Annotated in this window: 16 protein-coding genes; 5 read left to right on the forward strand and 11 right to left on the reverse strand. The window is 65.6% G+C overall.

Features of this window, described 5'->3' with window-relative positions:
• Nucleotides 1–14: 14 nt before the first annotated feature.
• Nucleotides 15–641: an FMN-binding negative transcriptional regulator gene (locus CO675_RS22485; RefSeq protein WP_097674029.1), complete on the reverse strand. Its 627-nt coding sequence runs from the start codon at nt 639–641 to the stop codon at nt 15–17.
• Between the two features lie 98 nt (nt 642–739).
• On the opposite strand from CO675_RS22485, the gene pdxR reads away from it, so the two are divergent.
• A complete protein-coding gene (gene pdxR, locus CO675_RS22490; protein ID WP_097674030.1) occupies nt 740–2,245 on the forward strand; it encodes a MocR-like pyridoxine biosynthesis transcription factor PdxR in 1,506 nt (501 codons plus the stop codon).
• Here the strand turns inward: pdxR and CO675_RS22495 are convergent.
• The 3 genes from CO675_RS22495 to CO675_RS22510 form a co-directional block, all read right to left on the reverse strand.
• Nucleotides 2,236–2,532, reverse strand: a complete 297-nt coding sequence (locus CO675_RS22495) for a hypothetical protein (protein ID WP_097674031.1) — start codon at nt 2,530–2,532, stop codon at nt 2,236–2,238. The two genes, pdxR and CO675_RS22495, sit on opposite strands and share 10 nt — an antisense overlap.
• 47 nt (nt 2,533–2,579) lie before the next feature.
• Nucleotides 2,580–3,092: a protease adaptor protein RcdA gene (gene rcdA / locus CO675_RS22500; protein ID WP_021081334.1), complete on the reverse strand. Its 513-nt coding sequence runs from the start codon at nt 3,090–3,092 to the stop codon at nt 2,580–2,582.
• A gap of 511 nt (nt 3,093–3,603) precedes the next feature.
• Nucleotides 3,604–3,795 (reverse strand): DUF1192 domain-containing protein, encoded by a 192-nt coding sequence (locus CO675_RS22510; RefSeq protein ID WP_097674032.1) that lies wholly within the window; start codon nt 3,793–3,795, stop codon nt 3,604–3,606.
• Nucleotides 3,796–4,078: 283 nt separating this feature from the next.
• Between CO675_RS22510 and metG the strand changes: the two genes are divergently transcribed.
• The 3 genes from metG (at nt 4,079) to CO675_RS22525 (ending at nt 9,823) form a co-directional block, all read left to right on the forward strand.
• Nucleotides 4,079–5,758, forward strand: coding sequence for a methionine--tRNA ligase (gene metG, locus CO675_RS22515; protein WP_097674033.1), 1,680 nt, complete (start codon nt 4,079–4,081; stop codon nt 5,756–5,758).
• Nucleotides 5,759–5,827: 69 nt separating this feature from the next.
• Nucleotides 5,828–6,826, forward strand: coding sequence for an NAD(P)H-quinone oxidoreductase (locus tag CO675_RS22520; RefSeq protein WP_097674034.1), 999 nt, complete (start codon nt 5,828–5,830; stop codon nt 6,824–6,826).
• A gap of 120 nt (nt 6,827–6,946) precedes the next feature.
• A complete protein-coding gene (locus CO675_RS22525) occupies nt 6,947–9,823 on the forward strand; it encodes an EAL domain-containing protein (protein WP_050422740.1) in 2,877 nt (958 codons plus the stop codon).
• Nucleotides 9,824–10,032: 209 nt separating this feature from the next.
• Here the strand turns inward: CO675_RS22525 and CO675_RS22530 are convergent, their stop codons facing one another.
• Nucleotides 10,033–10,290 carry a DUF7662 domain-containing protein gene (locus tag CO675_RS22530; RefSeq protein ID WP_097674113.1) on the reverse strand — a complete coding sequence of 86 codons (258 nt, stop codon included), beginning with the start codon at nt 10,288–10,290 and terminating at the stop codon, nt 10,033–10,035.
• Between the two features lie 121 nt (nt 10,291–10,411).
• Here CO675_RS22530 and CO675_RS22535 point away from each other — a divergent pair, with 121 nt between their 5' ends.
• The gene (locus CO675_RS22535; RefSeq protein WP_097674035.1) at nt 10,412–11,905 is read left to right on the forward strand and encodes a sensor domain-containing diguanylate cyclase; all 1,494 of its coding nucleotides are present in this window, start codon (nt 10,412–10,414) and stop codon (nt 11,903–11,905) included.
• A gap of 241 nt (nt 11,906–12,146) precedes the next feature.
• Here CO675_RS22535 and CO675_RS22540 read toward each other — a convergent pair whose 3' ends face one another.
• From CO675_RS22540 to CO675_RS22565, 6 genes are all read right to left on the reverse strand, one after another.
• Nucleotides 12,147–14,222, reverse strand: a complete 2,076-nt coding sequence (locus tag CO675_RS22540; RefSeq protein ID WP_097674036.1) for a DEAD/DEAH box helicase — start codon at nt 14,220–14,222, stop codon at nt 12,147–12,149.
• Nucleotides 14,223–14,380: 158 nt separating this feature from the next.
• On the reverse strand, nt 14,381–14,974 hold the full coding sequence (locus CO675_RS22545; RefSeq protein WP_245452869.1) for a GNAT family N-acetyltransferase: 594 nt from the start codon (nt 14,972–14,974) through the stop codon (nt 14,381–14,383).
• Nucleotides 14,974–15,801: an ABC transporter ATP-binding protein gene (locus CO675_RS22550; protein ID WP_097674038.1), complete on the reverse strand. Its 828-nt coding sequence runs from the start codon at nt 15,799–15,801 to the stop codon at nt 14,974–14,976. Before CO675_RS22550 ends, CO675_RS22545 begins: the two co-directional genes overlap by 1 nt.
• A gap of 12 nt (nt 15,802–15,813) precedes the next feature.
• Complete coding sequence (locus CO675_RS22555; RefSeq protein WP_245452865.1) at nt 15,814–16,611, reverse strand: ABC transporter permease; 798 nt, start codon at nt 16,609–16,611, stop codon at nt 15,814–15,816.
• Nucleotides 16,612–16,635: 24 nt separating this feature from the next.
• Nucleotides 16,636–18,099, reverse strand: coding sequence for a phenylacetate--CoA ligase family protein (locus CO675_RS22560; protein ID WP_143279071.1), 1,464 nt, complete (start codon nt 18,097–18,099; stop codon nt 16,636–16,638).
• Nucleotides 18,100–18,579: 480 nt separating this feature from the next.
• Nucleotides 18,580–18,927 carry a hypothetical protein gene (locus CO675_RS22565; protein WP_097674040.1) on the reverse strand — a complete coding sequence of 116 codons (348 nt, stop codon included), beginning with the start codon at nt 18,925–18,927 and terminating at the stop codon, nt 18,580–18,582.
• Nucleotides 18,928–19,027: the final 100 nt, after the last annotated feature.

Here is a 19,027-nt window from a genome sequence, read left to right on the forward strand (position 1 = left end):
CGGCGGCTTTCGTCTCAGTTCGCCGGGATCATTGCTGCGACCTCGCGATCCGCGGGATCGTCGCTGGCGCCAAGACCCGCGATGACACCGGCGCGGTCCTCGAGCTTGCGGTTCTGACTCATCTTCTTCTTGGCATCGATCCGTGTGATCGGCATCCGGAAGCCGACGATGCCGCGCAGCTGCGCCTTGATGAAATCATCAGGCGCATCGCTCACCTGCCACACCTCCTTGCGCGAGCTCTCGTGCAACCGGGTCAGCCGGGTCACGATGTCGAGCAGGCGGTCGGCATCCTCGAAGAACTCGGCCGGACCATAGACATGCACGGCGAGGTAATTCCAGGTCGGCACCACCTTGCCGTGCTCGGCCTTGGTCACATACCAGGACGGCGTCACGTAGGCGTCGGGGCCCATGAAGATCGCCATCGCCTCGCCCACGGCGGGCAGCTTCCATTGCGGGTTGGGCCGCGCGACGTGACCGTACAGCGTGCCGTAGTCGCCTTCGTTCTCATTGAGGATCAGCGGCAGCGGCGTTCCGATCAGGCCGTCCGCGGTCGCGGTGACCAGCGTCGCGAGCTTTGAGGCCCGCATCGCGGCATGGATCGGGCCGAGCTCATCCATCTTGAAATGCGGCGGCAGGTACATTGCAGACCTCTTGGAAGACCTCATCAATTGCTGCTCGCACATTAGCGCCGAAGTGGCCTATGATAAGAGCCACTTTCGATCACAATGACTGGTCCACTATGCCCCGCCTGCGCGCCACCATCAGCATCCCCTCGCTGCGGACGGTCGATCGCGGCGCCGGCCAGGTCGGGCGGCAGATCGCGCGGGCGCTGCGCGCCGCCATCGCCAACGGCGAGTTGAAGGCGGGAGAGTATCTGCCGTCGACCCGCGCGCTGTCGGCCTCGCTCGGCGTGGCGCGCGGCACGGTCACGGAGGCCTTCGAGCAATTGCAGGCCGAGGGCTATCTGGAATCGCAAATCGGCGCCGGCACCCGCGTCGCGCCGACGCTTGCCGAGCAAGCACGGCCGTCACGCCCGCCGGCTGGTCGCAGCCCGAACAAATCAGCGCCGATCGCGTTGCCGCCGCGCGCGGTGCGACTTGCCAAGGTGGCGGCGGCCTTCACGCCGATGCCCGAAGTCCCGTTCGCGATCGCGGTCCCCGCAGGCGCGGTCGCCCCCGACGACAATTGGCGCCGCCTCGGCAACCGCGTGCGCGCATCGCGCGCGGCCGCGCCTTCGAGCTACGGCGATCCGCGCGGCCTGATGGAGCTGCGGCAGGCGATCGCCGACTACGTGCGCAAATCCCGCGCGGTGCATTGCGAACCCGGGCAGGTCGTGATCACGGCCGGCACGCAGCAAGGCCTCTATCTCGCCGGCCGTGTGCTGCTGTCGGCGGGCGATCGGGTGTGGGCCGAGGATCCCGCCTATCCCGGCATGACGGCGGTGCTCGACGATCTCGATCTCACCACCACGCGCATACGGGTCGATGCGCAAGGCATCGACGTCGATGCGGCTATTGCCACGTGTCCGGATGCGCGTGCGGCGTTCGTGACGCCCTCGCATCAATATCCGCTCGGCATGCCCTTGAGCATGGCCCGCCGCAACGCGCTGGTGGCGTGGGCGCAGCGAAGCAATGCGTGGATTGTCGAGGACGATTATGACAGCGAGCTGCGCTATGCGGGTCATCCGTTCCCGTCGATGCAAGGCCTCGCGCCGTCGCGGGTGATTTATCTGGGCACGCTGAGCAAGGTGCTGTTTCCCTCACTGCGGCTCGGCTACGTCGTGGCGCCGCTGCCGCTGATCGACGCCTTCGCCGGCGCACGCGCCCTGCTCGACCGGCACTCGCCGACCGCCGACCAGCATGTGCTGGCGGCCTATATGCGCGAGGGGCTGTTCGAAGCACATATCCGGCGCATCCGCGGCGTCTATGCCGCGCGGCGCGCGACGCTGATCGCGGCGCTTGCGCGTCACATGCCTGATGATTTCACGCTGCAGCCGAGCGACCAGGGCATGCATCTGTTGCTATGGCTGCCGCAGGGCTTCGACGACGTACAATTGGCGAAGGACTTACTCGCCGACGGCATCGTCGTGCGGCCGATTTCACCGATGTACCAGGCAGCGGCGCGGCCGGGCCTCATGCTCGGCTTCGGCGGCTTCGAACCGGAGGAGCTGGAGGCTGCGACGAAAAGGCTGCGGCGCGTGATCGATCAAGATGCACCGCAGCGCTGGCAACGCGTTCACTCGTAGAATGCGCCCGCGACAATGATCATTGCTGCACGACGCCAAACATTGGATGCTTCTGTGCCGAGGTTGGTTGTCCGCGATGTGGCCTCGCCCCACGACGCGGCGGCATCCAAGAAAGCAGCGATCGAACCGTTCTCCCAACCATTCGCTCCAGGTGAATAGGGCGGGCTCGGTCTCGCCAATTCCTTCTGCTGCTCGTCCTGCCGATCAAGCGCCATCAGTTGCAGAAGTCGGATGAACGACCGCTCGTCAGTAACCGCTTCGGCTGCTGCGATCAGATCATGGATCATTGTAGGCTCGCGGCTCGCGCGCGTCGCAGCGACGTCTAACGCTGACCTTACTGCTCGAACGCGGCCTTCAACCGATTGAGCTGCGGCACCAGCGGGTTGCCGATCGACGAGCGATCCGGCGCCGGCGCATGGATCGTGGTGTCGAGGCGGCGGACGCGCGCCTGCAAATCCATCGAGCGGGCGATCAGCTGCTGCAATTGCTCCGGCAGCTTGGTCACCATGTCGGCCGGGCCGGGATCGGCGGCCGACAGTTTCACCTTGGTCTTCTCGCGATTGGCCTGGGTCAGCGTCATCTCGCCTTCCTTGACCGCGCGATGCAGCAGCAGCCAGGAGGCGAGCTGCATCAGCCGCGTGGTCAGGCGCATGCTTTCGGTGGCATAGGTCAGGCTCACGGACCGTTCCAGCGCCTTGGCCTCGGCACGGCCGTCGCCGTCGAGATAGGCGGCGGTCTGCTCAACCAGATCCATGCCTTCCCGGAACAGCACGCCGAATGCCGCAGAATTGGTCAGCCGTTCACTGAACAGCACAAGCCCGGCTTCGTTCTGGGAACGATCCGCCATGGTTAACGCCCTCACACCATCGTAACGCCCACTGGCGTCTGACGCGCCAGCTTATGATGAACAAATCATTGCGCGGGCGCGCCGCAGAGTCCAGCCGCAACCGGATTTATGGTTTCCAACGGATAGGACGCACAAAAAAGAGCCGCCGTTTCCGGCGGCTTTTGAAGTTGATAACAGGGAGGCGTCAAACAGAGTGGACAGGAGCCACTCGGTGTCCAAACGAGGACAATGCAGTCATAATCGAGAAAGCTTAACCGATCGTAAATGAACGGATTTCTTCAGGCTTTGTTTGCCATGTCGGCCATTGACCTAGTTTGGGACAGGTCCGACTTGGTCCTCAGTCGATCACCATGACTCGTCCCGGCGAACGCCGGGACCTATAACCACCAATGCCCGCGTCGCGCGCAGCTGTGGCCCCAGCCATACACGACGAGAAACAGCGGTGGTTATGGGTCCCGGATCGCGCTCGCGATGCTCGCTTGTTCCGGACGACGCTTGCGATGTCGCAGCGCTACGACTTGAAGAACGCGTTCGCGGCGTCCTTCGACGCGCGCTTCTTGGTCATCGCTTCCTTCAGGCGGTCGACTTCGGCATTGAGCAGAGCAATGCGCTCGGTCAATTCCTCGACCGACAGCAGCGAGAGATCCTGCCCGATCTCGTGGGCGATCTTCTTCCGCGGCCGGTCCTCATCCTCAATCGGCATGTGTCCTCCCCGCGATGGTGATCTGGCGCCGTGCGTCCAGAGATGATAAATATCTGCGTGCAGGAGAATTTTGCAGTGACTTTCGTGTGCGCGCAACATCTGACGCGAATGCCCCGGCCCGACCGCAAGGAGTCTGACCGGACGGGATAGTGCGCCTGCGCGCCAGGCATGAGCCGACCCCAAGCCCTTCCGATCATGCGGGAGGGCTTTTTGATTTTTCCGGTTTGATTTCGTCGGAATTTTCCTTGGGGCCGGCATCACCGAACGCGAAAGACCCTGACCCATGACCAAAATTCTCATCACCAGCGCCCTTCCTTATGTGAACGGCGTCAAGCATCTCGGCAATCTGATCGGCTCGCTGCTGCCTGCCGACGTCCATGCCCGCTTCCGGCGGCAGACAGGCTGCGACGTGCTCTTCATCTGCGCGACCGACGAGCACGGCACGCCGGCCGAGCTCGGCGCCATCGAGGCTGGGCAGGACGTCCGGGCGTTCTGCGACGCGCAGCACGCCGTCCAGGCCGACATCTACCGGCGCTTTGGCCTCTCCTTCGATCATTTCGGCCGAACCAGCTCGCCGCACAACCACGCGCTGACGCAGCACTTCTATCGCCGGCTCGACGCAGCCGGACTGATCGAGGCGCAGACCTCGCGGCAGGTGTTCTCGCCGGCCGACCAGCGCTTCCTGCCCGACCGCTACGTGCTCGGTACCTGCCCGCACTGCGGCGATGGATCGGCGCGCGGCGATCAATGCGACCATTGCGGCACGCTGCTCGACCCGCCGGACCTGATCGATCCGCGCTCGGCGCTATCAGGCGACCGCGCGCTCGAAATCCGCGACAGCCGCCACCTGTTCCTGCGCCAGTCGCAACTTATCGACAGCATCGGCGCCTGGATCGACAGCCGCACCGGCTGGCCGCCCTTCGTGGTGTCGACCGCGAAGAGCTGGCTCAATGCCGAACTGCGCGACCGCTGCATCACGCGCGATCTCGCCTGGGGCATTCCTGTGCCGCGCGAAGGCTTTGACGGCAAGGTGTTCTACGTCTGGTTCGACGCGCCGATCGGCTATATCGCGGCGACGCAGGAATGGGCCGCCGCTGCGCCCGGCCGCGATTGGCGACAATGGTGGTGGCAGGCCAATGATGTCAGCTACATCCAGTTTCTCGGCAAGGACAACATCCCGTTCCACACCGTGAGCTTTCCGGCGACGCTGATCGGCTCCGGCGAACCGTGGAAGACCGCCGATGTGATCAAGGGATTCCACTGGCTCACTTACGAGGGCGGCAAGTTCTCGACCAGCCGCAAGCGCGGCATCTTCACCGATGCGGCGCTGGAGGAATTGCCGGCCGATCTCTGGCGCTGGTGGCTGATCGCCAACGCGCCCGAAAGTGCCGACACCGATTTTGCCGTCACCAGATTCGTTGCCGATGTGAACAAGGATCTCGCCGACATCTTCGGCAACCTCGCCAACCGCATCATCAGCTTTGCGCATCTCGCCTTCGATGGCCGCATTCCGGATGGCGGTGCACCCGGTGACGCCGAGCGGCAACTCGCGGATGATCTGGCGCAGCGCATCGCGGCGCTCCAGTGCCATCACACCGCGCTGGAGTTTCGCGCCGCTGCGGCCGCGACCCGCGCGATCTGGGACACCGCGAACGCTTACCTGCAGCACACCGCGCCATGGACGGCGATCAAGTCCGATCCCGCACGCGCGGCGGTCGTCACCCGCACGGGCCTCAACCTTGTCGCGCTTGGCGCCACGCTGGCCTGGAGCATCGTGCCGAACCTTGCCGAGCGCGTGCTTGGCGCGCTCGGTCGCGACGATGTGATCCCGCTCTGGCCCAATGGCCCACTCCTCCCGCTGCTGGACAGTGGCGCGGGCACGCCGGTCGCAAGGCTCGGCCTGCCGGTCGAGAAAATCAGCCCCGAAAAAGCCGCCCATCTGACGAGGCGGTTCGGGACTTAATGGCGTTTCGCTTCGTTGCAAAAGGCGGTATGCCACGAGCCAATCCTCTTCACTGACCAGGGACGAACCATGCCAAACCTGCCCGCGCAAATGACCGTCGTTGCCATCAGCAAGCCAGGTGGCCCGGAGGTGCTGGTGCCGGAGACCCGTGCAGTGCCGGTGCCGAAGGCCGGCGAAATCCTGGTCAAGGTCGCGGCCGCCGGCGTCAATCGCCCCGACGTCGCGCAGCGCTCCGGCTCCTATCCGCCGCCGCCCGGCGCCAGCGACCTGCCCGGCCTCGAGATCGCGGGCGAAGTGGTCGCGCTCGGTGAAGGCGCAAAGCACAAGATCGGCGACAAGGTGATGTCGCTCGTCGCCGGCGGCGGCTACGCGCAATATTGCATCGCGCAGGACGCGCAGGCGATGACCGTGCCGCCGCAGCTCACGATGCAGGAAGCCGGCGCGATTCCGGAAACGCTGATGACCGTGTGGCACAACGTGTTCGAGCGCGGCGCGCTCAAGGCCGGCGAGACGCTGCTGATTCACGGCGGCTCGTCGGGCATCGGCACGATGGCGATCCAGCTTGCCAAGGCGTTCGGCGCCAAAGTGATCGTCACCGTCGGCTCGCAGGACAAGGCCGATGCCTGCCTCAAGCTCGGCGCCGATCGCGCGGTCAACTACAAGACCGAGGATTTCGTCGAGGCCGTGAAGCAGGCGACCGGCGGCAACGGCGCCGACGTCATCCTCGACATGGTGGGCGGCGACTATATCGACCGGAACTATGACGCCGCCGCGGTCGAGGGCCGCATCGTCCAGATCGCGTTCCTGTCGGGAACACCGAAGGCCACGGCCAATTTCGCCAAGCTGATGATCAAGCGGCTGCACCACACCGGCTCGACCCTGCGTCCCCGTAGTAATGCGGACAAGGCGGCGATGGTCGCGGTGATCGAGGCCAAGGTGCTGCCGCTGCTACGCGAAGGCCGCGTCAAACCGCTGATGGACAGCACATTCCCGCTGGAAAAGGCCGCCGATGCGCACCGCCGCATGGAGACCAGCGAACATATTGGCAAAATTGTGTTGGTGGTTTAACTCTCGCAGCGGAAGCAGGGGCGGAAACCCTTTGATTCCCTTCGCTTTCGTGTCATTTATCGCGCCACCTCCGGGCCGGTCGCCGGGCCCGGGCAGTTTGTCGATCGCGGAGTACTGACATTGCGTCTGATCAGGTGCCTTGCGCTGCTGGCGCTGGGCCTCATGATGTTTGCCGCTGCGCCTGACGCGTATGCGATCGACGCGGTCAGCGTGCGCAGCGATGCGCCGGCGATCGACCTCACCGCGGTTCTCGACCATCAGCGCAGCGAAACCGACCGCATCCAGGTCTCCACTGCGCCTGGAACCGACGGCATCGTGCGCCGCATCGAAGTTCGCGCCCGCGAAGGCGGCCAGAACTGGGTGGTGTTCGCGCTCGCCAACAACACCGACGACCAGCTCGACCGCCTGATCGTCGCGCCGCACTATCGCATCGTGTCGTCAGGCCTGTTGTGGCCCGACCTCGGCTTGTCGCGTATCGCGACTATCACGCCGTCGGTCGGCGACCGTCCCGAGCGGCAGGAGAGCCCGACCGCTGACGTCTTCCGCATCACGCTCGATCCCGGCGCTGTCGTCACCTATGTCGCAGAACTGCGCACCGACAAGCTGCCGCAGCTCTATCTGTGGGAACCCGACGCCTACAAGGACAAGGTGAACTCGTTCACCCTGTACCAGGGCATCGTGATCGGCATCTCGGGCCTGCTCGCGCTCGTGCTCACGATTTTGTTTGTGGTCAAGGGCAGCATCATGTTCCCGGCCGCCGCGGCGCTGGCCTGGGCGGTGCTGGTCTATATCGGCGTCGACTTCGGCTTCTGGGGCAAGGTGCTCGACATGTCGAACAACGCCGAGCGCGTCTGGCGCGCGGCGGGGGAGGCGATCCTCGCGGCGACATTGCTGGTGTTCCTGTTCGCCTATCTGAATTTGAGTCGCTGGCACGTGCGCTACTCGCACATCACGATCGGGTGGCTCGTCTTCCTCGGCTCGCTGGTGGCGCTGGCGCTGTTCGATCCCGCGGTCGCCTCCGGCATCGCGCGCATGTCGCTGGTGATGATCGCCTTCGCCGGCTTCGCGCTGATCGTCTATCTCTCGACCCACGGCTTCGACCGCGCGGTGCTGTTGATCCCGACCTGGTTCCTGCTGGTGGTCTGGGTGGTTGCGGCCGGCATGACGGTCGCGGGTTCCGTGACCAACGACATCGTCGGCCCGGCACTGCTCGGCGGCCTCGTGCTGATCGTGATGCTCATTGGATTTACGGTGATGCAACACGCTTTCGCCGGCGGCGGCGCAACCACCGGCGTCGTCTCCGATGTCGAGCGCCGCGCATTGGCGCTGACCGGCTCCGGCGATCTGATCTGGGACTGGGACGTGTCCGCCGACAAGGTGTTCACCAGCCCGGAGACCGAGGCGCTGCTCGGCCTGAAGCGCGGCACGCTGGAAGGCCCGGCCGCGAAATGGCTCGAGGTGCTGCACCCGCTCGACCAGGACCGCTTCCGCGCCGCACTCGACAGCGTGCTCGACCAGCGCCGCGGCCGCCTGGTGCAGGATTTCCGGCTGCGGACGCCGGACGGCCATTTCATGTGGTTCGCGCTGAAGGCGCGGCCGGTGGTCGGCTCCGACGGCGAGGTCTCGCGCGTGGTCGGCACCCTGACCGACGTCACCGAGTTCAAGAACTCCGAAGAGCGGATGCTGCACGACTCCGTGCACGACAATCTGACCGGGCTGCCGAACCGCCGGCTGTTCATGGACCGCCTCGGCGCGGTGGCGAACCTCGCCAAGACCATGCCGAACCTGCGGCCAACCTTGATGGTGATCGATCTCGACCGCTTCAAGCAGGTCAACGATTCCGTCGGCATCGCGGTCGGCGATTCGATCCTGCTGACGCTGGCGCGCCGCCTCACCCGCATCCTCAAGCCGCAGGACACGCTGGCGCGCATGGCCGGCGACCAGTTCGGCCTGATCCTGCTATCCGAGCAGGACCCGGCGCGGATCACCAATTTCGCCGAGACCATCCGCAAGACCATCCGTGCGCCGATCGCGTTCAACGACCGCGAGATCTTCCTGACCGCCTCGATCGGCCTTGCGCTGTCCGACCCGGCCGCGCCGCTGACCGACGAGATCATCAAGGATGCCGAGCTTGCGATGTATCATTCGAAGCGGATCGGCGGCGACCGCATCGACGTCTACAAGCCGGCGATGCGGGCGCGGAAGACCGACCGCCTGACGCTGGAGAGCGACCTGCGCCGCGCCATCGAGCGGCAGGAGATCACGATCCTGTACCAACCGATCGTGCGGCTCGAGGATCGCGCGATCGCCGGCTTCGAGGCGCTGGCGCGCTGGGACCATCCGAAGCTCGGCCGGATGTCGCCGTCGGAGTTCATCAACGTCGCCGAGGAGACCGGCCTGATCGTCGATCTCGGCATGTTCGTGATGGACCAGACCGCGCGCCAGCTCGCGGTGTGGCAGCGCGCGATGCGCGCCCGCGAGCCGATCTTCGCTTCCGTCAACGTGTCCTCGCGGCAATTGCTGCGCCACGATTTGATCCACGACATCCGCACCGTGCTGTCGCGCTCCTCGGTGGCGCGCGGCACGCTGAAGCTGGAGCTGACGGAATCGCTGGTCATGGAGAATCCGGAGCACGCCGCCCAGATGCTGGCGCGGATCCGCGAGCTCGGCACCGGGCTGTCGCTCGACGATTTCGGCACCGGGCATTCCTCGCTGTCCTATCTGCAGCGCTTCCCGTTCGACACCATCAAGATCGACCAGTCCTTCGTCCGCACCACCAGCCGCGGCACCCGCCCGGTGATCCTGAAATCGATCATCGCGCTGGCGCACGACCTCGGCATGGAAGTGGTGGCGGAGGGCGCCGAGACGGATTCGGATGCCGTCGAGCTCTACCAGCTCGGCTGCGAATACGCGCAGGGCTTCGCCTTCGGCGAGCCGATGGACGCCGATGCCGCGACGCGGCTGCTCACCGAGGAACGGCTGGAAGCCGCGAGCTAAAGTGCGCTGGGATTGGGCTGCACTAGCCATTCCGCACACTCGCATCGCCTCTCCCGCTTGCGGGGGAGGCCGATACGCGTAGCGTGGCGGGTGGGGGCTTTCTCCACAATGCGACTCGCGGAGAGAGCCCCCACCCCGGCCCCCCCCCGCAAGCGGGAGAGGGAGCGCACCTTCTGTGCCGTTACTATCCAACCCCGCCGGATCGCGGCTTAGCGCGGCTTCGGCATTCGCTTGAACTTGACGCTCTTGCCGTCGGCCTGGCGCGTGGCGATGTAGCCGGCATCGAGGCAGGCTTCGCGCTGCGGCATCTTCTCCTGCGGGCTGCGCAGGGTTTCCCACCACGACGCCCGGTGCGAGGCGCGCGGCAGTGCCGCATCGATGATCGCCTCGATCTCCTCGAAGGTCAGCACGAATTCGGTCAAATGCTGCTTCTTCAGATAATCCCGCAGCGCGTCGTAGTCGTTCACAACGTCCTCGATGACAATGAGCAAGGGTTCCGCAACCACCCGTTAACCCATTCGGCGGCCGCTGTCGCCATTTAAGGCGACAACAAGATTTCCCGTTGCATGACGGCGCTTTGGAGCGGACATGCCATTTCGACGGGGAAACGACGCAAGGTGGCGCTGGCGGCTATCGGCAAAGCTGCTGATCGCGGCGTCCGTTGCGACCGTCGTCGGCTTTTCCGCGGTCTGCGCCGGCGTGATGTTCGACATGCGCCGCGGCGAGGAACAGCTGGCCCGCCGGACTCTGGAGAATCTGGCGTCAGGCATCGAGGCCGACATCAGCCGCAACGTCGAGCTCTATGACCTGTCGCTGCGCGCGGTCGCCAGCAATCTGGAAATGCCGGAGATCCGCGGCGTCAGCAAGGAGCTGCGCCAGCTGATCCTGTTCGATCACGCCGCGACCGCAAAGCATTTCGGCGCGATCCAGGTGTTCGACACCAGGGGCAATCTGACCATCGACGCGGCAAGCCTCGATCCGCAGCCGGAGAACCGCAGCGACGAGGAGTATTTCGCCATCCAGCGCGACCATCCCGACACCGGGCTGTATGTCAGCCGGCCGATGTTGCATCGCGGGGCCTACGCTATCGTACTGAGCCGGCGCATCACCGGCGAGGACGGCCGCTTTCTCGGCGTCGTGGTCGGCTCGATCCGCTTCAGCTACTTCCACGATCTGTTCGGGCGGCTGAATCTCACACCGGGCGACACCATCACGGTGCTGCGCAACGACCGCACCATCATCATGCGGACGCCGTTCGACCTCGACGTGATCGGCAAGAACCTCGCCGAGCAGCTGGACTGGAGATCCGAGAACCTGAAGGTGGGCGGTGCGTTCTCCGGCAAGGGCCCGGTCGACGACACGCCGCGGCTCTATGTCAGGCGCAGCAGCAGCGGGCCGCTTTACGTGGTGGTCGGCAAGCCGCTCGAAGCCGTGTTCAATCTGTGGCGCACCGAAGCGATCCGGATCGGCACGATCATGGCCGTTCTGGTGCTGTTCGTGCTCAGCGCGACCTTGGTGCTCGCCCGCGAGATCGTCCGCCGCGCCGATGCCGAGGACAAGCTCGAGGAGCTCGCGACCACCGACGCCCTCACCGGCCTGAAGAACCGGCGCAAGTTCGATGCCGAGATCGACCGCGAATGGCGCCGTGCCGGTCGCTACGGCCAGCCGGTCGCGCTGCTGATGATCGATGCCGATCACTTCAAGGCCTACAACGACACCTTTGGACACCAGGCCGGCGACCAGGTGCTGGTGGGAATTGCGATCTGCATTTCGGATGCGGTGCGCCGCGCCGGCGATTGCCCGGCGCGCTTCGGCGGCGAGGAATTCGCCGTGCTGCTGCCCAACACGACCGCGCTCGAGGCCTTCAACCTGGCGGAGACCATCCGCGGCAAGGTCCAGCAATGGTCCGAGGGCGAGCTGATCACGACGGTGAGCATCGGCGCCGCCAGCATGCGGCCGCTCGCCGGCCAGCAATGGTCCGACCTGATCGAAGCCGCCGACAAGGCGCTCTACGCCGCCAAGGCCAACGGCCGCAATCAATCGGTGCTCGCCGCTGTGCCGAAGATCGCGCTGGTGGCGTAGCGGCCAAAAGATGCCGCGGCTACTCGCAATCGAGTTTCGACACGGAGCTCTCTCCACATCGTCGTCCCGGCGAAGGCCGGGACCCATAACCACAGGCTTGTGTTGTTGAAGCGAGCCGTGGCCCCAGCGTTGTGCAACAATGAGCATTCGGGGTAATGGGTCCCCCGTGCGCAATTGTGCACTAGACCGGGACGACGCTGATTTGTTGCAGCATCGCAGCTCAAACGTCACGCACGCCAGTTCAGCCCCGCCGCTTCTTCTTCGGCTTCTTGCCGAACTTCGGCTTCGCCGACGTGTCCGGCCATTGCGTCAGTCCGGTGTGTCCGGCCTTGCCCCGGTGCTTCTTTTTCTTGCCGAACCTCGGCTCATCGCCGGATGTCGGCCTCGCGCCTTTGCCATCGCGATCGAATCGGGACGGCCCTCTGGATTCCTGTCTTGAAGCATAGTCTTCTCGCGAACCGCTCGCGCCTTCGCTCGAAAACGCTCTCGTCTCGCGGTCGGGCTTGCCGCGCCGCTTTGCGGCCGCGTGATCGCGCGACTCTTCGCCACGAGGAGCCCTGTATCCGCCGTCGTCCTGATCGCGCCAAGAATCTTGTCTGGGCTCGTTCCTGGGCTTACGCGGCGGCTTTTCCACGTGCGCCTCTCGCTGCGGAGCATCCGCCAGCGGCTCGATGCGGATGGTGTCTTCCTTGTCCGGACGCTTGATCTTGACCGCGAAGGAATCCGCGACCCGCGCGGCGATCTCGAACTCGGTGGTCGTATCCGAGATCTTGATGGCGCCGATGTCGTGCTTGTCGATGCCGCCGCGACGGCAGATCATCGGCAACAGCCAGCGGGCTTCGGCATTCTTTCGGCGTCCGATCGAAGCGCGGAACCAGACGGTAGCCTCCTCCATGCCGTGACGCGGGGAGACTTTGCCGGCCTTCGATCGTGGCCCGGCAGGACGATCGTCGCGGCGCGAGGTGCGTTCGCCGCGGCGATCGTCGCGGTCACGGCCCCGGCCCTCGCCGGGATCGAGAATGTCTTCGGGCGCAGGCAGCCGCGCGCGATAGAACCGGGCCAGCGCCGCAGCAATCGCCTCGGGCGACCGTTCGGCAAGCAAGGCCTGCGCGAGCACCAGATCATCTGATGTCACCTCTTCCGAGAACACCGCGTCGTGCAGCAGGCGGTCATGGTCGAGCTTGCGGATCTCATCCGCCTGCGGCGCAGAGCCCCACACCACATCGATGCCGGCGTGATCCAGCAGCAATTCGGCACGCCGCCGCCGGGCCGGCGGCACCAGCAGGATGCTGACGCCCTTGCGGCCAGCCCGGCCGGTGCGGCCCGAGCGATGCTGCATGACCTCGGGGTCTTTCGGCAGATCGGCATGAATGACCAGGTCGAGGCTCGGCAGGTCGATGCCGCGCGCCGCGACGTCAGTCGCGACGCAGACCCGGGAGCGTCCGTCGCGCAACGCCTGCAGCGCCTGGGTGCGCTCGTTCTGGGTCATTTCGCCCGACAGTGCGGCCACCGAGAATCCGCGCTCCAGCAGCGCAGCCTGCAGATGCCTGACGGCTTCTCTTGTGTTGCAGAACACCAGCGCGCTCGGCGCCTCATGGAAGCGCAGCAGGTTGACGACCGCGTGCTCGACATCGTCGGCGGCCACCCGGATGGCGCGGTACTCGATATCGGCGTGGCCACCCTCGTCGCCCGCGACCTCGATCCGGAACGCCTGCTGCTGATACTGCTTGGCCAGCGCGACGATGCCGCGCGGGAACGTCGCCGAGAACAGCAAAGTGCGGCGGGTGTCCGGCGTGGTCTCGAGGATGAATTCCATGTCCTCGCGGAAGCCGAGATTGAGCATCTCATCGGCCTCGTCGAGAACGACGACCCGCAATCCCGAAATGTCGAGACGACCGCGCCGCAAATGGTCGCACAGCCGGCCGGGCGTGCCGACCACGATGTGGGCGCCCGCGGCAAGCTCGCGCTGCTCGCGGCGCGGGTCCATGCCGCCGACGCAGGAGACGACGCGGCCATCGGCATGCTCATAGAGCCATGCGAGCTCGCGCTGAACCTGCAAGGCGAGCTCGCGGGTCGGCGCGACGATCAGTGCCAGCGGCGCGGCCGCCGGCTCGAACCGCTCGGCGCCGTCGAGCAGGTCCTTTGCCATGGCCAATCCGTAGGCAACGGTCTTGCCCGAGCCGGTTTGGGCCGAAACGAGCAGGTCACGGCCAATGGCATCGTCCGCGAGCACGGCGAGCTGGACGGGGGTCGGCTGTTCGTAGTTGCGCTCAGCCAAGGCACGGGCGAGCGGCGAACTTGTGGTCGGAAAGGGCACGAGATGGGAAACCTTGATTGGTCCGGGCGCGGAACGTCGAGCGGGACGACCTGAAGCTGCGTACCCGGCAGGCGGCACAGCCGCATGACGATTTGGGGTGCTTTACGCCAAGAACAACCAAACCGCCATGCCCCCGAGGCGGAAAAGGGTGGCGTAAATCAGGCCGGTTGCCCGATCGGGGCCTGGCTGCCGGCGATCCGGTCCATCAATCCGGACAGCCGCGACGGCGGCGGGCCGGCTGCGGCAATCAGGCCGCCCGCCCCGCGCAGCGCGCCCGGCACCAGCTCGCAGGCCAGAAGACGGTCGCGCTGATATGGACCGGGCATCCGGAGCGCTCCGGTCTGCGCCGCTGAGAAGCCGAAGCGGCTGTAATAGGCGGCATCGCCGACCAGGATGACGGCGCCGTGGCCGAGCCGATGCGCCCGCTGCAAGGCTTGCCGCATCAGCGCGGCGCCGATGCCGAGGCATCGCGCCTCCTCCGCCACCGCGAGCGGGCCGAGCAGCAGGCCGACGTGACCGGTGGCGGTCACGACAGGCCACAGCCGCAATGTGCCGACCAGGTGGCCGCCACGGCGCGCGACAAACGCGAGGCCGCGCGCAGGCTTGCGGCCCTCGCGCAGCCGCTCCGAGGTCTTGGCCAAGCGGCCAGGACCGAATGCAGCGTCGAGCAGACCCTCTCGCGCCGCCACGTCCGAACGGCGTTCCTGACGGATCGCAACCGGCTTGTCGTTCGGAGAACCAAATGAGGACATCATGCCACCCTCGCCAGATAGATGAAGACCTCGTCGAGGTCCCGGCACTTGAAGCGCTCGGCGAGCTCACCCGGACGCCCCATCGCGACAATGCGGCCTTGACTCATGATGACGACGAAGTCGCAGAGCTGCTCGACCTCGGTCATGTTGTGTGACGACAGCAGGATGGTGGCACCGCGGCGCTTCTGATAGGCGCGCAGCCGGCCGCGCACCCACTCGGCGCGGTCAGGGTCGAGCGATGCCGTCGGCTCGTCGAGCAGCAGCACGTCCGGGTCGTTGATCAGCGCCTTGGCGACGGCAACCCGGGTCTTCTGTCCGGCCGAGAGCCGCCCGGTGACGCGGTCGAGCACGTCGCCGAGCCCGAAATCCTCGATCAGCTCCTCGATCCGCGCCTTGAGATTGGCGACACCATAGAGCCGCCCGAACACCGTCAGGTTCTGCCGCACGGTGAGCCGCCCCGGCAACGCGACATAGGGGCTTTCGAAATTCATCCGGCTGAGCACCTTGTGACGCTCGGTCGCCATGTCGTGGCCGAGCACCATGGCGCGGCCGAAGCTTGGCACCACCAGGCCCATGATCATGGCGATGGTGGTGGTCTTGCCGGCGCCGTTGCCGCCGAGCAGGCCGACGGTCCAGCCCTTGGGCACGTTGAAGTTGACGTCGTCGACCGCCCAATGGGTGCGGTACTTCTTGCAGAGGTCCTCGACGACGATGGCCGGCGCCTCATCGATACCGAGGCTGACAGGCGCATCGTCCTGCGCGGGCGTGGCGTCTGGCGACACCGGTGTCAGATGTCTGCGGGGCAAAAAACGCTCGATGCGGCTCATGGATGTCTCCCCTTACTCGCCCATGGTGAGCAGGCCGCCCTTGTGGCGGGCGCTCTGCAACAAGGCGACGAATGTGGCGAAGCCCACGCCGAGATAGACGGCATTGAGCGCGAGGCATTCGATCATCAGGTCGGTGCGGAAGGTGCCGTCGAGCAGCACGGCGCGCATGCCCTCGAACACATAGGTCGGCGTCAGCGACCAGGCGACCGGATGCAGCCAGAGAGGCAGCGCCTCGACCGGATAGTAGACGCAGCACAGCGGCAGCAGCACGATCATGATCGAGTAGGCGAGGCTTTCGGCACCGAGACCCTGGCGGATCACGAGGCCGGCGACGACGAGCCCGATCGCCCAGCTGGTCAGCACGAGGTTGAGGAAGAACGCGATCAACCCCGGCCCCATCGCATAGACGTTGAAGCCGAACAGCAGCAGCGTCAACAATGTCACCGGCAACGTGCCGATCACCAGCCGGATCAGGCTCATCAGCATCAGCGAGGCCGCAAGCTCGAACGGCTGCAATGGGCTCATCATCAAATTGGCGAGGTTGCGCGACCAGAACTCCTCCAGGAAGGTGAAGGTGAAGCCGAGCTGGCCGCGAAACAGCACGTCCCAGAGCAGGACGGCGCCGAGCAGCAGGCCGGCGGTCGAGGCCATCGCCGACTTGCTTTGATAGAGATAGGTGTAGAGGAAACCCCACACCATCATCTGCATCGCCGGCCAGTAGACGATCTCGAGCAGCCGCAGCCATGACGAGCGCAGGATGTAGTAGTAGCGCGCCGTCATGGCGGCGATGCGGTTCAATGACTGGGTCATAGCACGCGCTCCCTTTCGCCGAGATCAATCGAACTCGCGGCGGATCGGGCGGCGCTTGCCGACCTTGGGCGGAAATGCGAGCAGCGCGTTGGCCTGCACGCGGACCGGATGCTCGAGGCAGGCGGCAAGCAGATCCTCGAGATGCGCGACCGAGCTGTGCAGCCGGCACAGCGGCGTATCCTGGCCGAGCACGACGCGCGCCTCGACGAGGTCGACGCCGCGCTGCACGATCTCGAACTGCGCCAGATGCAGATTGCAGTCGAACATCCAGCGATAGGTCGCATCCAGGATACTGCCGGCCGGAACCTTGCGGCCGTCGCGGTTGACGAAGGCATCGTTGAGCCGTCCGTCGATGCTGGCGATCTGTGACCAGTTGATATCGGACGGCGCGGGATTGACCGGCTGGGTGATGTAGTCGCCCTGCACGTAGCGGATGAACGGCATCGCCTCGTTGAGCAGATTGGTGATCACGGCAATGCCGGACTGGCCGGCGGCTTGCGGCTGCATCGTGACGGGGTCGAGCACGTCGAGATGCACCGTGTCCTCGCAGACGTGATACTGGCCATCAGGCATCTCGAGCGCGATCCGCGTCGCTTCCTCGGAGGAATATTCGTCCAGCACGGGCACGCCGAGCTGGCGCGACCATTCCGCACGCGCAGTGCGCGAGGAATATTCCGAATGCGTCACCGCGAGGCTGAGCGAAGAGCGGAACTCGTCGACATGCGGCATCAGCGCATCGAGGCTCGACGGATAGAGCGACAGGATCTTCGGCCCGAGATAGCGCAGATGCTGGGCGACGCGCGCCGGCGGGATCAGGTTCGAGATGAAGGCGGTTGGATAGTCGCCGCCGATCGAGTCGAACCACCACGGCACCGTGTAGACGTGGGCGAGCAAATCCTCGGCGCGGTAGTTGCCGCCGCTCTGCATCGCGAACTGGCGGACGCCCTGGATGGTGTCGGTGATGACCGCGTCATAGTCGACGCGGATCAGCAAGGTCTGGCCGGACGAGCCCGACGAGCGGGTCGGAAACAGATTCTCCGGCTTGTACTTCTTGTTGACACACTGGTCCGGAAAGGCTGCGACCAGCTCCGGCTTGGTGATGACCGGGATCTTCTGGATGTCGTCATAGTCGCGCAGATGTTCCGGCTTGAAGCCGGCCGCATCATACTTGGCGCGGTAGACCGGAATGTCGCGGTAGGCGAGCTCGACCAGCTCCTTGATCCGGGCGAACTGCCGCGCGCGGATTTCCGACACCGGCAGATAGGGGTGCCGCATGCATTCGCCGAGATAGTTTTGGGTAGCCGCGACCAGCTCGGGCGCGGCCTCGTTGGAGGGCTGAAAATCCGGGCGGGTGTGCTCGGTCTCCCAGAACTGGCGTTGCGGCGCGCTGCTCGCATCGGCGGGAACGAGGGACGCGGCGGCCTGATCATGCTCCGGCACCAGAGCAAGGCCATCATCGGAATCACTGATTGCAAGGGAGGACGTCATCTTCAGCTCCATGATTGACGGGAGGACCGCCCGTTCATGGCGCTATCAATGGCTCGCTGTGCCGGCTCCTGCCGTGACGCGCGTCACACGCCGTCGCACCCCGCGCGCAGGCGGAGACGTAGGGCGGGTTAGAAGGCTACTTGCCCCACGTCGCCTTCCTGACTCGCCCCTTGCCGCCGCATTTCTTGCAGGGCTCGGGATAGATCTTCCGTCCCGGCTCGCGCGGCTGCTTCACCTCCGGAAAGCCTGTCCCGTTACACGCGTCACACTTCTCTTCATCGGAAATAAGGTGCTTCACCATCAACCGTCCCGGATTGAAAAACCCGAAGCCCGCGGGCGCGGACTTCTGCCACTTATCGGATACGAACGGCGGCGGGTTGTGGTTTCAGGTGCATGGCTGCCCTGCGCAGCGACGCAGCAGACAGATCAAGAGAACGACAACGGCACGATCGCCGTTGTCAGCTTCTTCCTGGCGCCACGTCACTTCGCCTTGAGCGCCTTGTCGTGGCTCTCGAGTGCGGATGCCATCAGCTTCGGCAGTTGCGCGGCATAGACCTCGATGAAGGTGGCATCGCCGCAGGCCTCCGGATCGCGCGCGGCCTGCTCGGCGACACGCGCGGCCTTGGCCTCGCATTTCGCGAACATGTGCCAGAACCAATCCGGGCTCTTGCCGAGCGCCGGCCTGTGCTTCTTGATGACAGCGGCGCCGACCGCGCTCATCGCGTTGACGACGCCGGCGCCCAGCGTGCTGATGGCCCGCGCGTTCAGGATATCCTCGCGCGATTGCGCGGTGGCATTGGTCGCGGTCGCTCGTCCTTTGGCCGGCATGCTTTGAGCTCCTTGTCGATCCCGTCAGCAGGCGGAGCATCGGCCGGGGAAGTTGAGGAAGGCTCAAGGGGCATGGTTGAAAACCGCTATGGATTTCATT

The sequence above is a fragment of the Bradyrhizobium sp. C9 genome (assembly GCF_002532045.1).
Classification (GTDB): Bacteria; Pseudomonadota; Alphaproteobacteria; order Rhizobiales; family Xanthobacteraceae; genus Bradyrhizobium.

Bases quoted from the DNA above. Each gene is read 5' to 3' on its own strand.
- CO675_RS22485 (WP_097674029.1), bottom strand. From the start codon at position 641: ATGTACCTGCCGCCGCATTTCAAGATGGATGAGCTCGGCCCGATCCAT.
- pdxR (WP_097674030.1), top strand. From the start codon at position 740: ATGCCCCGCCTGCGCGCCACCATCAGCATCCCCTCGCTGCGGACGGTC.
- CO675_RS22495 (WP_097674031.1), bottom strand. From the start codon at position 2,532: ATGATCCATGATCTGATCGCAGCAGCCGAAGCGGTTACTGACGAGCGG.
- rcdA (WP_021081334.1), bottom strand. From the start codon at position 3,092: ATGGCGGATCGTTCCCAGAACGAAGCCGGGCTTGTGCTGTTCAGTGAA.
- CO675_RS22510 (WP_097674032.1), bottom strand. From the start codon at position 3,795: ATGCCGATTGAGGATGAGGACCGGCCGCGGAAGAAGATCGCCCACGAG.
- metG (WP_097674033.1), top strand. From the start codon at position 4,079: ATGACCAAAATTCTCATCACCAGCGCCCTTCCTTATGTGAACGGCGTC.
- CO675_RS22520 (WP_097674034.1), top strand. From the start codon at position 5,828: ATGCCAAACCTGCCCGCGCAAATGACCGTCGTTGCCATCAGCAAGCCA.
- CO675_RS22535 (WP_097674035.1), top strand. From the start codon at position 10,412: ATGCCATTTCGACGGGGAAACGACGCAAGGTGGCGCTGGCGGCTATCG.
- CO675_RS22545 (WP_245452869.1), bottom strand. From the start codon at position 14,974: ATGTCCTCATTTGGTTCTCCGAACGACAAGCCGGTTGCGATCCGTCAG.
- CO675_RS22550 (WP_097674038.1), bottom strand. From the start codon at position 15,801: ATGAGCCGCATCGAGCGTTTTTTGCCCCGCAGACATCTGACACCGGTG.
- CO675_RS22555 (WP_245452865.1), bottom strand. From the start codon at position 16,611: ATGACCCAGTCATTGAACCGCATCGCCGCCATGACGGCGCGCTACTAC.
- CO675_RS22560 (WP_143279071.1), bottom strand. From the start codon at position 18,099: ATGACGTCCTCCCTTGCAATCAGTGATTCCGATGATGGCCTTGCTCTG.
- CO675_RS22565 (WP_097674040.1), bottom strand. From the start codon at position 18,927: ATGCCGGCCAAAGGACGAGCGACCGCGACCAATGCCACCGCGCAATCG.